The following is a 14227-nucleotide window of genomic DNA, read 5'->3' as shown; positions in this document are numbered from 1 at the left end:
AACAACGTTACTTTTCGGCAGTTTGAATATCTATGCTTCCTTGCGACGGGATAAATCCCAGACGAATAAACAAGTGGCGAATATTAGAGGTCGATCACACTTTTGTCTAGTACAAAAACTCTCCATTTTCAATCTGTTATTGACAATATCCCGACAGTAGCGTCGGGATATTGTCGTTATGATCACTTATGATGAGATACATTCACATTTAGGACGGTTTCAGCCTATTTTCTCAACGAATTGAGCTTAGCTTGAGCAAGGCCAAAAATGGTATCGATTGGATAAGAGCCTTCATCGGTTGGCTCACCAGCAACTTTCCCCGTAAACAATTCGATAGCTTCAGTAACATGGTCAATCGCCCAAATATTAAACTCGCCTTTTTCGACTGCTTTCACGATGTCGGAACGAAGCATTAGATTGTGAACATTAGAGCGCGGAATAATGACTCCCTGCCCGTCATGACGACCTTTAATTACACACACATCATAAAAGCCTTCGATCTTTTCGTTTACGCCACCAATAGGCTGAGCTTGACCAAATTGATTCATCGACCCTGTTATCGCAATGTCTTGTCGGTTTGGTTGCTTTGAAAAAGCAGACACAACCGCACATAACTCAGCCATGCTGGCACTATCACCATCAACACCACCATAAGATTGCTCAAAGGTAATGGTTGTCGTTAATGGCACTCGTGCCGTTTTACCAAATACGGAAGATAAGTAGGCAGACAAAATCATTACGCCCTTAGAGTGAATACTGCCCCCCAAATCCACGCTGCGCTCGATATCGATAACATCCCCATCACCGTAACACGTCGTCGCTGTGATGCGATTCGGTGCACCAAACATGTAGTCACTAGTGCTCAATACCGAAAGTGCGTTCACTTGGCCTACGGCTTCTCCTTCGGTGCGAATCAGCGTTGTGCCGTTAATAAAGGTTTCCATTACGTTATCGCGTAATCGGCTTACTCGCATTTCTTGGTTATTGAGCGCCTCTTCAACATGCCCAATACGGATCATGTTGGAGTTGGCTTGACGAGCAACGTAGTTCGACTCTCGAAGCAAGTTGGCGATATTAGCCGAATGTAGAGATAGCTTGGATTGGTCGCCAGACAAACGTGAGCTGTATTCGATGATCCGAGCAATGGCTTTGCGATCGCAATGCAGCATATTGTTGTCATGCACCACGCTAGAGATAAAGCGCGCGTAATGCAGCTCAGACTCCGGCGTACGTTTCATTTCGTCTTCGAAATCTGCCGTCACACGGAACAACTCGCTGAACTCTGGATCGTAATGTTGGAGTAATTGGTAAGTTCGGTAATCACCAAATAAGATAATTTTGATATCAAGCGGAATCGGTTCAGGATCGAGTGATACCGCTCCCGTCAATGTGACTTCTTTTTCTAGAGACGTAAAACTCAATTGACGAGCACGCAATGCGCGCTTCAAACCATCCCAAACGTAAGGCTGTTCAAGTACTTTCTGAGCATCCATTAATAGAACGCCGCCATTCGCCTTATGCAAGCTCCCTGCACGAATCAGCGAGAAGTCGGTAAACACCGTTCCCTTGAAAGTGGCAGTCTCAATCGACCCGAAGAGTGAATGATAGTTGGGATTTTCTTCAACAACGATAGGAAATTCGCTGCTTTTACGGCTTACCAAGACATTCACTTTATAACGACGTGGCAATTTTTTATCCAAGGATGCCGTCGCAATTTCGCCTTGCTCGCCACTTTGGTCAAGGAAGATATCTGCGTTTTCAACAATATCTTTTTGCAGCTCAGTTAAGTAGGTTTTGATTTCGGAATATTGCGCGTAATCCACTTTGAGTTTTTTGATGAAGTGAGTAATCACATCAAGCGTCACTTCATCATTGAGCTTTTTGATTTTATCGCTGTATGTCTCTTCCCACTCCGTAAGCTCACGAACCATCGAGCGCAATCGCACTTCGAGTTCATCAATAGCATCGCTGAATTGCTCTTGTTCTTTTTTGCTTAGTACATCAAAAGACTCTTCCGTATGAAGCTCATCACCGTTCATGGCGACAAACTGATAATCCCCCTGTGTAGTCAGTGTTAGGCTGATGCCTTTTTCTTTTGCCTCTCGGCTAATACGATCCAGCTCGTTTTGTTGCTTAGCTGCCAATTGATTTTTTAATCGCTCAGCGCGGCTAAAGTACATTTCATTGTCGAATGCTAGGGGTAAAGCATTCAATAATTTGCCCATTAAAGCTTCAATATCAACACGTAGCTTATTTCCGATACCACAAGGCAGCTTTAATACCTTTGGTGTACGGGTATCCTCAAAGTTCGCAACGTAACACCAATCAAACAGGGCTGCTGCATCGTGCTGGTGACGATTCAGATAGCGCAAGATCATGGTGCGTTTACCTAGCCCATTCTGACCAATGGCGTAGATGTTATACCCTTTCTCTTTGATGGACATCGCAAACTCGACCGCTTTTTGCGCGCGCTCTTGGCCCACGATTTCATCAATTGGAGGTAACTCCTTGGTCGACTTACATGGCATATTCTCTAGATCTGCTACAGAATATAGCTGCTTAGCTTCCAATCTTAGTATTGCCATATCCACTTCCTTTTTTCTTATTTTCGTTATTTGAGTGTAGAGATTATTTGCTTAATTTTAAGTGATTTACCTTCCACCCTAGATTGATTGGACATTTTATGAACACATAAGTGATATTAACACGCACTTGCAATTGATAATCAATTTCATTTAATATCTAAACAAATCAAATGTTGTGGAGATGGATATGAATATTGAGCAATGCTGGATGCGCTACTTAAAAGCAGAGCAACTGATGGAACAAGGCCATTGGCCAGAAGCTCATCGTTTATATGACGACGTGCTCAACAATCTACCCAACCACATTCACTTAGCGCTAGAAAATGCACAAACTAAACCTTGCCAGTTTGTATGTCTCATTACGGGGCTTAGAGATGCCAGCGTGACGCAATCAGAGATTCTCAACAAACTCGGCTTACAACATGATGCGTTCTCAATACTCAATCAAACTTACGCGCTATTTCAATTTTTGCAGCTAGAGAGCCATGAACTGATTGAGCGCGTAGGTCACCTACTTGGTCAACAGAGCGAAGACTTGTTAGCTCACATGGCGGCATTTTGCTCTGCCCAACGTAATGCTCAATGGATGATAGAACTCGAGCACGTAACGCGCGCGCATGAGCAGTTCTTACATTTGCAAGCAATGAGTTCGGCAAAATCTTCGCCTTCTCACCTGTATAATTAATCTAAAGCTCAAGTATTGAGGCCAACTAGGTTTGTGCTGTCCATTGCTTGAGTATCATTTGCTTTATCAACCACAAGGATCTGTGATGTCTTCTAAAACCATTCTTTCGGTGAACAACCTATCAGTCAGCTTTACGACAAACGATGGGATCGTCGATGCAGTAAAGAATGTTAGCTTCGATTTAAAAGCAGGCGAGACGCTGTCCATCGTTGGCGAATCTGGCTCTGGCAAGTCAGTATCAACCAATGCACTGATGAAACTATTGCCAGACAACGCTATTTTGCATGAAAGCTCATCCATCATGTTTGAGGGTAGCTCCATCTTGGATAAAACAGAGCGTGAAATGCAAAGTATTCGCGGTGATCGCATTGGCATGATTTTTCAAGAGCCGATGACCTCACTAAACCCGTACATGCGGGTGGGTATCCAAGTCGCTGAGGCCATCATGTGTCACCGCCCGGTCGACAGACGAACAGCAAAAGCAAAGGTGTTAGAGCTGTTTGAATTGGTTCATATGCCAAACCCTGAAAAAGCGTACAACAAGTACCCACACGAATTTTCTGGTGGTCAATTGCAACGCATCATGATTGCGATGGCACTGATTAACGAGCCCGATATTTTGATCGCCGACGAACCTACAACAGCGTTGGATGTCACGGTTCAAGCAGAAGTGTTGCACCTGATTAAAGAAATTCAGGCTCAGATGGGCATGGCAATCCTATTTATTACTCATGACTTAGGCGTCGTAAAACACTTTGCAGATCGTGTCATTGTGATGTGTAAAGGAGAAGTCGTCGAAGAAGGCGAAACGCAAACACTCTTCGAGGACCCAAAGCACGAATACACACGTATGCTAATCAACTCGATTCCTAAAGGCAGTAAGGAGCCTATTAGCGAAAGTGCTACACAGCTTTTAAAGGCCGACGATATACGAGTCAAATTCTTGGTAAAGTCGCATTTTATTGCGAGCAAGAATGAGTACTTCGAAGCGGTAAAAGGCATTTCTCTTGAGCTTAAACAAGGAGAGACCCTCGGGATCGTTGGGGAGTCCGGTTCAGGTAAGTCTACACTCGGCCGAGCTTTGATAGGTCTACTGCCCTCAACTGGCAAAATAGAATACAAAGGCCAAGATATGGCCTTGCTGACAAACAAAGAACGTTTTGAGCTGAAAAAAGACGTTCAGATGGTATTCCAAGACCCTTATGGTTCGCTTTCTCCTCGTATGACTATCGGCGAGATCATCACAGAAGGATTAACTGTCCACCAACCAATGTTGAGTAAAAAAGAACGTATGCAGAAAGCGCGCGACGTGCTCCGTGAGGTCCGCTTAGATCCCGCGTCCATCAACCGTTATCCGCACGAGTTTTCGGGAGGCCAGCGTCAGCGTATTGCTATCGCGCGAGCACTGATTCTTGAACCTTCGTTTATTCTGCTTGATGAGCCAACCTCTGCATTAGACCGCTCGGTGCAACTGACAGTGATTGACCTTCTGAAAGATTTGCAGAAAAAACACAATATTGGCTACTTGTTTATTAGCCACGATCTATCAGTAGTTAAAGCACTCTCTGATCGTGTTCTAGTCATGCAAAAGGGCGAGGTCATGGAACAAGGTACGGCCGAAAAGATTTTCCAAAACCCTAAAAATGACTACACGAAAAAACTGATAGATGCCTCATTTGATCTTGAAAACAGTGAAAATCAGCACAATGCGGCTTAGGTTCATCACAGTTTCATATTCATAAACTAGGATTAAGAAAAGGTGATAAATTCATCTTGTCTTAAGAATGGCGTAGCTGCCTTTCGGTTTGGCCGCCGAGACTGGTTGGTTCAAGAGTCAGACTTAGTCAACCTGACTCAAATACTGGCAAACAGTATGAATTGAGTTCCCCCAACCATGAAAAATGCCGCGACACTGTCGCGGCATTTTTTTATTCTCAGAAGTTTCTAACAACTAGGGCATTAAATCGACTCAATACCCATATTATGTAACGTAAATGCATACACGTCTGTGGTGAGGTCAATTTGCTTACTCAGCGGCATTCCTGCACCATGACCGGCATTAACATCAATGCGTATCAATACTGGATTAGCGCCTTGCTGTTTGTCTTGCAGCTCCGCAATAAATTTGTACGAATGTGCTGGCACAACTCGGTCGTCGTGATCAGCAGTTGTCACCAAGGTAGCAGGATATCGCACGCCTTCTTTTACATTGTGAACAGGAGAGTAACCAAGCAAGTATTGGAACATCGCTTCACTTTGCTCCGACGTGCCATAGTCATACTTCCAGCCTTCTCCAGAAGTAAACGTGTGATAACGCAGCATATCAAGCACGCCAACCGCAGGCAGCGCGACTTTGAATAGTTCAGGGCGTTGCGTCATACACGCTCCAACTAACAAACCACCATTAGAACCACCGCGAATCGCTAGGCGATCCGAGCTAGTGTAGTCGTTTTCAATCAGGTATTCCGCCGCCGCAATAAAGTCATCAAACACGTTTTGCTTTTGCTGCTGAGTGCCTGCGTTGTGCCAGGCTTTACCGTATTCACCGCCGCCTCGCATGTTGGCGACAGCGTATATACCACCCAACTCTAGCCAGTTGGCTACATTGCCAGAAAACATTGGAGTGAGGCTGATGTTAAAACCGCCGTAACCATACAACATGGTTGGTGCTCTACCATCAAGTGCAATGTCCTTCTTGTATGAAATGATCATCGGAACTTGCGTGCCGTCTTTTGAGGTATAAAACACCTGTTTTGATTCATACTCATTACGATCGAACGGTGCCTTTGATTCTTGAAACAGCGTCGATCCACCAGATTCGACATCAAATGAGAAGATCGTCGGAGGCGTCACGTAGTTAGTGAATGTGTAATAAAGTGTGGTTTCTTCTTTTTTACCCGCCAGACCATAAGCCGTGCCTTCTCCCGGCAATTGTACATCTCGAATCCACTCACCTTGGTAGTTAAACTGCTGCACTTTAGAAAGCACATCTACCATATAAGTCGCAAACAGATAACCGCCACCTTTGCTGATTTCTAACGGCTGTTCTTGTTCAGCAATCACGTCAGCCCATTGTTCTGTCTGAGTGTTGTAGCTGACAACTTTGCCATTCGGCGCGTCTAGGTTGGTGTAAAGCAGCAAGGTTGCGTCTTGGCTATCAATTAAGTAGGTGTCTCCTTGCGTTGTCTCGCGCAGCGTCACAATTGCCTGTAACTCAGACTGTAAATCAATATAAAACAGACGATTACCCGATGTAGATTCTGCGCCAGAGATAATGAGGAAGCGATCGTCTGTCGTCGTGGTACCAGACACATAACGATGAACTTGCGTATCCAACTCACCGAAAATCACTTTATCTTCAGACTGAGGTGTACCGAGTTCATGATAATAAAGCTTGTGATGCTCAGTTCGAGCAGACAACTCGCTGCCTTGCGGCTTATCGTAGCTTGAGTAATAGAAGCCTTTGCTGCCCAGCCAAGAAATCGACGTAAACTTCGCATCAACAATCTCAGGCTCTAACTGTTCTTTGGTTTCCGTATCAATGACAAAGATCTTACGCCAATCACTGCCCCCTTCCGAGATGGAATACGCGACCAAACGGCAGTCTTTAGAGAAGCTGACTTCGCCAAGAGAGGTCGTGCCCTCTTCGGAGAAAGTATTTGTATCAAGGAAAACCTCGGCTTCTCCCTCGCCTTTACGTCGATACAATACGCTTTGGTTTTGCAAACCGTCGTTTTTGTAGAAGTAGGTGTAGTCACCACGTACAAATGGCTGGGAATATTTTTCGTAGTTTTGACTGTTCGCCACTAAGTCACGGATTTGTTGGCGGTACGGTATCTGACCAAGGAAATCGAAGGTGACCGAATTTTGACCCGAAACCCATTGTGCGGTTTCTTCACTTCGATCATCTTCTAACCAGCGATAAGGGTCGGTAATGTCGTGACCAAAATAAGTGTCCACGACAGAATCTTTACGTGTTTTTGGGTAATGCATAACGTCCGTGTTACTCCGTTGTTTTTATTAAGTTGTTTATCTTCAATCGTTTTATTGCGGTGATTACCTTAGAGCACCCAATTTTGATTTCAACGACATTGTTTTAAATCTATGAAGAACCTAGAAATAATGAGATATCGTTAAGTATCGGTCACGAATGTGCTCAATAAGCAGCTTCACTTTGTTCGGTGGTTGACGAGTAAACGGATACACCGCGTAGATACCCAACTTTTTACCTACTAATTCAGGAAAAATATCCACCAGTTGACCATTACGAATATCGTGATACACCAAGCAGCGCGGGACGTAAGCAATACCATGGCCGCCCAGAGCGGCTTTACGTAATGCGGTCGCGTTATCAGTAGAAAAGCAGCCCGATACTTTGACGATGTAATTGCCATCTTCTCCTTTAAACTCCCAATCCGTTGCACCTGTGGTTTGGTAAGCGTATTGCAGACAATTGTGCGTGGTGAGATCAATCGGCTCGATCGGTTTCCCATTTTTCGCAATATAAGAAGGTGACGCGCATACCACCCATTGGGAATCGAGAATATGTCGTGCGATCAAACTTGAGTCGGCTAGGTAGCCAGTTCGAATGACTAAATCGTAACCATCAGCCACTAAATCGACAAAGCGATTATCCAATGACATATCCACGGTCAGACCCGGATGAAGGTTACAAAATTCGGCAACAGCATCAGCAAGTATCAAATCTCCAGAGATACACGGCACGGACATTTTTATATGACCGCTCACATTCTCTCCAAAGCCTGCAACAGCATCCATAGCCTCCTGAGTGGCCTGCTTCACATTTTTAGCACTGTGGAGTAACACCTTACCTGCCTCGGTCAAGGTTAATTTGCGCGTTGTTCGATATAATAGCTGAGCCCCTATTTCTTCCTCCAACCTCGCCATTCTTTTGCTAACTACCGAATTTGTAAGGTTATTTGCCTCTGCAACCTTACTAAAGCTGCCAAGTTCGATTACTTGAGAAAATAGGATTAAGTCGTCTGCTCTCATACCATTATGTCACTTTTGGAATTAATTATTTTCATTATTTCCCTATATCAACAAAAAATAAAGGAGTAAATTCACGCCAAATTAACAAAACCATTACAACAAAAAGTCACCTCTACAGCGGATTGACACCGTTCGAGAAGTCAGCGTACGAAGGATGTACAAATGAGTGAAACCCTACTTGCCCTAGTGGCATTTTCGCCAATTGTTGTTGCCGCCATCTTATTGGTTGGTCTCAACTGGCCTGCTAAAAAAGCCATGCCTGTTGCGTTCGGTCTAACCGTCGCTATCGCACTAATGTTTTGGGATATGTCAGCCAATCGCGTACTGGCCTCCGTATTCCAAGGACTGGGCATTACTGTCTCTGTTCTATGGATCGTGTTTGGTGCCATCTTCTTGCTCAACACTTTAAAACACACTGGAGCGATCACCACAATCCGTAATGGATTTACCGATATTTCGGCTGACCGCCGTGTACAAGCCATCATCATTGCTTGGTGCTTTGGCTCGTTCATTGAAGGCGCATCTGGGTTCGGTACCCCGGCAGCAATCGCTGCACCACTACTGGTTGCAATCGGCTTTCCTGCGCTAGCCGCTGTCCTTATGGGCATGATGATTCAGTCAACGCCTGTTTCATTCGGCGCGGTAGGCACGCCTATCATCGTAGGTGTAAACAAAGGTTTAGACACCCATAACATCAGTGAGTCGTTGGCCGCACAAGGTGCAACGTGGGAAATGTACCTGCAAGATATCACAGCGCACGTTGCTGTCATTCACGCAGTCGTAGGTACGATGATCCCAGTATTAATGGCGATGATGTTAACACGTTTCTTCGGCAAGAACAGAAGCTGGAGTGAAGGTCTAGATATTCTACCATTTGCACTATTCGCTGGTGTCTCTTTCACCGTTCCATACGCGTTAACCGGTGTTTTCTTAGGTGCAGAGTTCCCTTCACTTATCGGTGGTTTGGTTGGTCTGTCTATCGTTGTTACCGCAGCGAAAAAAGGCTTCTTAGTACCAAAGACTAAGTGGGATTTCGAAAGCGAAGACAAGTGGCCTGCAGAGTGGTTAGGCTCGCTAAAAGTCGATCTAAACGACAATCCGGGCAAGCCAATGAGCATCGTAAAAGCTTGGGTTCCATATGTAATGCTGGCAGTTATTCTCGTCGCAAGCCGCGTAAGCCCTGAGCTGAAAGGCTTTGTACAAAGCGTAAGTTTGTCGTTCAGCAACATTCTTGGTGAGACTGGCGTTAGCGCTGCGATTCAGCCGTTATACCTTCCTGGAGGCATTCTGGTGTTTGTCGCACTACTTGCTGCAATGTTACAAAGCGGTAGTGTAAAGCCATTGCGTGAAGCGTTTGGCGAGTCAAGCAAAACACTGATTGGGGCGGGTTTTGTCTTGGTATTTACCATTCCGATGGTTCGTATCTTTATCAACTCAGGCATCAACGGTGCTGACCTAGCAAGTATGCCCGTCACAACCGCAAACTTCGCCTCTGACCTTGTTGGTTCTGCGTTCCCAGCGCTGAGTGCCACCGTTGGTGCACTGGGTGCGTTCATCGCTGGCTCAAACACGGTATCAAATATGATGTTCAGCCAGTTCCAATTCGAAGTGGCACAAACGTTGTCTATTTCGAGTGTGATTGTTGTATCACTCCAGGCCGTCGGTGCTGCTGCAGGTAACATGATTGCGATTCACAACGTTGTTGCCGCATCAGCCACGGTAGGTTTGCTTGGTCGTGAAGGCGCAACATTGCGTAAAACGATTATCCCTACGTTCTACTACATTGTAATGACAGGCATTATTGGATTGGTTCTGATTTATGGCTTCCAAATGACAGATGTCTTGATGAAGTAACGCGAAATGCAGGGTTTACAGCCCTGCCTAATTTGACACAGCTGTCTGCACTACTACCCCGACATGTTGATTTAGCTTGCTACATCAATTCCCCCGACAGCTGTGTCACCCTTTCCAGTTTGCATAACTGATTGAGTGATTTAACAAAATTTTTCAACCAATTATGTAAATGGGTTACCAACATCACCGATTCAAACGTAAGTGAACCATAGGTAACTATACTCATTTTGATGTCTTCACTGCTTTGCGATGAAGGCTCAACGAAAGAGCAAATTGCTCCACAACTTTGCTTAGAATAACCGCTAGGACACCATTATGATTATCTCAGCTTCTACTGACTACCGCGCTGCCGCGAAAGCCAAGCTTCCCCCGTTTCTATTCCATTATATTGATGGCGGCTCTTACGACGAACGCACGCTGAAGCGTAATACTGACGATTTAGGTGATGTCGCTCTTCGCCAACGCGTCCTACGCGATATGACAGATTTGAGCCTCGAAACCGAGATCTTCGGTGAGAAACTGGCAATGCCAATCGCGCTAGCTCCTGTTGGTCTAACTGGTATGTACGCGCGCCGAGGCGAGGTGCAAGCAGCAAAAGCAGCCGAGAAAAAAGGCATCCCATTTACTATGTCGACTGTTTCGGTTTGTCCGATTGAAGAAGTCGCACCTGCAATTGAACGTCCAATGTGGTTCCAGCTTTACGTGCTTAAAGACCGTGGCTTTATGAAAAACGTACTTGAGCGTGCAAAAGCAGCAGGCGTAACAACGCTGGTGTTTACCGTTGATATGCCAGTTCCTGGCGCACGTTACCGTGACATGCACTCAGGTATGAGTGGCCCTAACGCGGCCATGCGTCGTGTATTCCAGGCGATGCGCCACCCAAGCTGGGCGCTGGATGTGGGTCTACTTGGTAAACCGCACGACTTAGGTAACATCTCAACTTATCGTGGCGAACCAACAAAGCTAGAAGATTACATCGGCTGGTTAGGCGCAAACTTCGACCCTTCTATCTCCTGGAAAGATCTTGAGTGGATTCGTGATTTTTGGGATGGCCCAATGGTTATCAAAGGCATTCTAGATGAAGAAGACGCGAAAGATGCGGTACGTTTCGGCGCAGATGGCATTGTGGTATCTAACCATGGTGGCCGTCAGTTAGATGGCGTACTTTCAAGTGCTAAAGCACTACCAAGCATTGCGGATGCGGTAAAAGGTGATCTTAAAATCTTCGTAGACTCTGGTATTCGTACTGGTCTTGATGTCGTTCGTATGCTCGCACTTGGTGCAGACTGTACGCTTCTTGGCCGTTCATTTGTGTACGCATTGGCAGCACAAGGCGGAGCAGGCGTTGAAAACCTACTGGATCTGTACGATAAAGAAATGCGTGTAGCAATGACGCTTACAGGCGCGAAGTCTATCGCGGATCTTTCACGCGATTCGCTAGTGAAAATCCCATAATCTTTGCAAGCGAGCAAAACAGAAACGAAAAAACGAGCCAACAGTGGCTCGTTTTTTATTGCTCTTCAACCCGATAATTTGACGAGCAAGCTAGCTAACTTGGTGAACGTACTCGATCACGACTTGGTTTCCGTCGATAAACACGTTACTGATATCGCCATCCACCGTCACACGATTTTGTAAATAAACGGTACCAGATGCAGATAGATCACGCTCCGTCAAAGACGGAATCACCTGACCAGGACGTACATGTAGCTGCTCGCATAGCTGTTTTACAAAACCTAGCGTCAGTGGAGAATTACCACGTAACAAGCCAGAAAACTCGTGTAGACTCAAACCAAGGCGCTTCGCCATTTCCATTTGAGTGATGTGCATTTTGGCTTTTTGTGACATCCAGATGTCGTAGAGCGCGTTTCGATCCAGCTCTGTAAATTCCATATCTGCCTCCGCTAATTCAAGAGCCAATACACTCTCACACTTACTTAAGATAAATGTTAGCGATAAGTCAGAGAAGTTATAATTGATCGTCCAAATATCAACCCTCAATCATTGGTAGCGTACCTCTGAACATGCATGAGGCGGTCGCTCAACAGAACATTGAGGTGACTCTCTTGTCATCGGAAGGAAAAGTCCATCTCGGACGGTTTAGACATAAGTAAATGATTTAAAGGAAATCACTGGGGTGAAGGAGTAATATCTGCTACCTTTCCTTCCATGGTTCACTAGAAATAAGTTATATATGCCACAGTGGTTTACCGAATTACAAAGCTACATTGAAACGTCTCATCAAAATTGGAGTGGAAGCGTCCTTTTCATTACGCTCGCTAGCTTTATAGCTTGGATAGCTTGGCGGCTGATCCGCTCTCGCCTCGCTGCGCTCGTAGAGAAAACGCCCTTCCACTGGGATGACATGTTGCTTGATGCGCTAAAAGCGCCAGTCAGTACACTCATTTGGTGTTGGCCAGCAACCGTCTCTATCGGCATCATATTAGAGAGCGAGCTCAACGATAAAATAAACTGGTTAAGTACGCTGAAACTGATTTTAATCATCAGTATCTTCGTATGGACCGTTATGCGGCTCATTACCAATGTTGAAGAGCATGTTCTCGAACAAAAGAACCGAGATGAAACAACAGTACAAGCGATAGCTAAGGTCGCGCGCCTGTTCTTTATTACCGTCGGAATTCTAACCGTAATGCAGGCATTTGGTCTGTCACTATCGGGCCTACTTACCTTCGGTGGTGTTGGTGGTTTGATCGTCGGTTTAGCGGCGAAGGATTTGCTGTCTAACTTTTTTGGAGGTCTTATGATCTACTTCGATCGTCCATTTAAAGTTGGCGATTGGATCCGTTCTCCAGACCGACAAATAGAAGGGACGGTAGAACGCATTGGCTGGCGTATGACCATTATCCGAACTTTCGATAAGCGTCCACTGTATGTGCCAAACTCAGTGTTTAGCAGCATTGTCGTAGAAAACCCATCTCGCATGCTGAACCGACGTATCTACGAAAAAATTGGACTTCGTTACGACGATGCTGAAAAAATGCCGCAAATTATCACCGCGGTAAAAGAAATGCTGAAAAATCACAAAGACATTGATGCACGCCAAACACTTATCGTCAACTTCGATACATTCGGTCCATCATCATTGCACTTTTTTGTCTATACCTTTACTAAAACCGTGAATTGGGTGAGATACCATGAGGTTAAGCAGGACATACTGCTTAAGGTAATCAACATCATTAAAGAACACGATGCAGATATCGCGTTCCCTACTCAGACGCTTAAGCTTGATCCTATACAAATGGTAAAAGCGGAAGAGCAAGAAGATCACGGCTTCTAGTTCTCACCAATACCCAAATAATCAAGCCCGCTGTGTTTAAGCGGGCTTTTTATTTTTCTTCGCATGAAGTGGTTATTGTTGCGTTAACACCATACGTGCATTCAGCGGTTGGATTGGGCGATTGTTTTTCCCCATTACTTCCGAAAAAAATTTTATCTGCTCAGGAGAAATAGTTTGTGCTTCTTTCATCACGAACCAACGCACACCTTCAGAGCATGGCGGTGTCGTTAGTGAGCCGTTAAAGCGGTAGTAGTCTTTATCACTTGGGATAATGGCATCAGCATCAAATGGAACCTTGATGGTAACATCTTGATCTTTAGTTGGAATGTTAGCTAGCATCTTAGCTAGATCTGGGTTCGCGTCACCCAGTTTAAAGAACACCGCGACAACAGCTAGATGACCTACTTTGTCGGCATGCACAAAGTGTGCTTCTAGAGGGTATTCTTTACCGTCCACATGGTTTTCAGATGGCGTATGGAAGTGGAACTGTTTCAACGTAAACTCTTTACCATCAATGGTGAGTGTGTTTTTACCTTCTAAACCAGTCTGTAAAGTGTGACCGTTGTTCAGCAGTGAAATTGCCTTACCTTCGTAGTCGAAATTCAATTTTTCTAGCTTCGCTTCGGTCGCCGATTCAATGTTGATTGGGCTCTGGTTTTGACCTTTCGCGCACTCAGATGCAAACTCACCCCAATGAGCTGGCCCATGGTTTCCCTCGTAGCCCCAGCTTGCTGCATAAGCTGTTCCTGTAAATACCAGTGCCAAACCTAATGTTGTTAGTGACTTCTTCAT

The 14227-nt window shown here is 45.2% G+C and carries 10 protein-coding genes; 5 read left to right on the top strand and 5 right to left on the bottom strand.

Going from position 1 to position 14227, the window contains the following annotated elements:
* Positions 1-224: 224 nt before the first annotated feature.
* Positions 225-2585, bottom strand: a complete 2361-nt coding sequence (locus tag J4N43_RS16980; RefSeq protein WP_005375118.1) for a Lon protease family protein — start codon at positions 2583-2585, stop codon at positions 225-227.
* A 187-nt stretch (positions 2586-2772) separates the two neighbouring features.
* On the opposite strand from J4N43_RS16980, the gene J4N43_RS16975 reads away from it, so the two are divergent.
* The gene (locus J4N43_RS16975; RefSeq protein ID WP_005375116.1) at positions 2773-3270 is read left to right on the top strand and encodes a hypothetical protein; all 498 of its coding nucleotides are present in this window, start codon (positions 2773-2775) and stop codon (positions 3268-3270) included.
* Between the two features lie 85 nt (positions 3271-3355).
* Entirely contained in the window at positions 3356-4987 is a 1632-nt protein-coding gene (locus J4N43_RS16970; protein WP_017635486.1) for an ABC transporter ATP-binding protein, read from the top strand.
* Between the two features lie 242 nt (positions 4988-5229).
* Here the strand turns inward: J4N43_RS16970 and J4N43_RS16965 are convergent, their stop codons facing one another.
* Both J4N43_RS16965 and J4N43_RS16960 read right to left on the bottom strand, forming a co-directional pair.
* On the bottom strand, positions 5230-7263 hold the full coding sequence (locus J4N43_RS16965) for a prolyl oligopeptidase family serine peptidase (protein ID WP_158159421.1): 2034 nt from the start codon (positions 7261-7263) through the stop codon (positions 5230-5232).
* A 120-nt stretch (positions 7264-7383) separates the two neighbouring features.
* Positions 7384-8283: a LysR family transcriptional regulator gene (locus tag J4N43_RS16960; protein WP_005375112.1), complete on the bottom strand. Its 900-nt coding sequence runs from the start codon at positions 8281-8283 to the stop codon at positions 7384-7386.
* Positions 8284-8445: 162 nt separating this feature from the next.
* On the opposite strand from J4N43_RS16960, the gene J4N43_RS16955 reads away from it, so the two are divergent.
* Entirely contained in the window at positions 8446-10137 is a 1692-nt protein-coding gene (locus J4N43_RS16955; protein ID WP_005375111.1) for an L-lactate permease, read from the top strand.
* Positions 10138-10452: 315 nt separating this feature from the next.
* On the top strand, positions 10453-11592 hold the full coding sequence (lldD, locus tag J4N43_RS16950) for an FMN-dependent L-lactate dehydrogenase LldD (protein WP_005383962.1): 1140 nt from the start codon (positions 10453-10455) through the stop codon (positions 11590-11592).
* 90 nt (positions 11593-11682) lie between these two features.
* On the opposite strand, the gene J4N43_RS16945 is transcribed toward lldD, so the two are convergent.
* Positions 11683-12030 (bottom strand): helix-turn-helix domain-containing protein, encoded by a 348-nt coding sequence (locus tag J4N43_RS16945; RefSeq protein ID WP_005375109.1) that lies wholly within the window; start codon positions 12028-12030, stop codon positions 11683-11685.
* 301 nt (positions 12031-12331) lie between these two features.
* Here J4N43_RS16945 and J4N43_RS16940 point away from each other — a divergent pair, with 301 nt between their 5' ends.
* A complete protein-coding gene (locus tag J4N43_RS16940; RefSeq protein ID WP_053350040.1) occupies positions 12332-13435 on the top strand; it encodes a mechanosensitive ion channel family protein in 1104 nt (367 codons plus the stop codon).
* A 72-nt stretch (positions 13436-13507) separates the two neighbouring features.
* On the opposite strand, the gene J4N43_RS16935 is transcribed toward J4N43_RS16940, so the two are convergent.
* Positions 13508-14227 (bottom strand): carbonic anhydrase, encoded by a 720-nt coding sequence (locus J4N43_RS16935; RefSeq protein ID WP_053350039.1) that lies wholly within the window; start codon positions 14225-14227, stop codon positions 13508-13510.

The organism is Vibrio sp. SCSIO 43009 (genome assembly GCF_023716525.1).
Taxonomy (GTDB): Bacteria; Pseudomonadota; Gammaproteobacteria; order Enterobacterales; family Vibrionaceae; genus Vibrio; species Vibrio alginolyticus.
Note: the sequence above shows the minus strand (reverse complement) of the source record. Positions and strands in the feature narration are given on the sequence as shown.

What these genes read in the sequence shown, in the direction of transcription:
- J4N43_RS16945 (WP_005375109.1), bottom strand. Translation starts at nt 12,030, where the DNA reads ATGGAATTTACAGAGCTGGATCGAAACGCGCTCTACGACATCTGGATG.
- J4N43_RS16955 (WP_005375111.1), top strand. Translation starts at nt 8,446, where the DNA reads ATGAGTGAAACCCTACTTGCCCTAGTGGCATTTTCGCCAATTGTTGTT.
- J4N43_RS16965 (WP_158159421.1), bottom strand. Translation starts at nt 7,263, where the DNA reads ATGCATTACCCAAAAACACGTAAAGATTCTGTCGTGGACACTTATTTT.
- J4N43_RS16960 (WP_005375112.1), bottom strand. Translation starts at nt 8,283, where the DNA reads ATGAGAGCAGACGACTTAATCCTATTTTCTCAAGTAATCGAACTTGGC.
- J4N43_RS16935 (WP_053350039.1), bottom strand. Translation starts at nt 14,227, where the DNA reads ATGAAGAAGTCACTAACAACATTAGGTTTGGCACTGGTATTTACAGGA.
- lldD (WP_005383962.1), top strand. Translation starts at nt 10,453, where the DNA reads ATGATTATCTCAGCTTCTACTGACTACCGCGCTGCCGCGAAAGCCAAG.
- J4N43_RS16980 (WP_005375118.1), bottom strand. Translation starts at nt 2,585, where the DNA reads ATGGCAATACTAAGATTGGAAGCTAAGCAGCTATATTCTGTAGCAGAT.
- J4N43_RS16975 (WP_005375116.1), top strand. Translation starts at nt 2,773, where the DNA reads ATGAATATTGAGCAATGCTGGATGCGCTACTTAAAAGCAGAGCAACTG.
- J4N43_RS16970 (WP_017635486.1), top strand. Translation starts at nt 3,356, where the DNA reads ATGTCTTCTAAAACCATTCTTTCGGTGAACAACCTATCAGTCAGCTTT.
- J4N43_RS16940 (WP_053350040.1), top strand. Translation starts at nt 12,332, where the DNA reads ATGCCACAGTGGTTTACCGAATTACAAAGCTACATTGAAACGTCTCAT.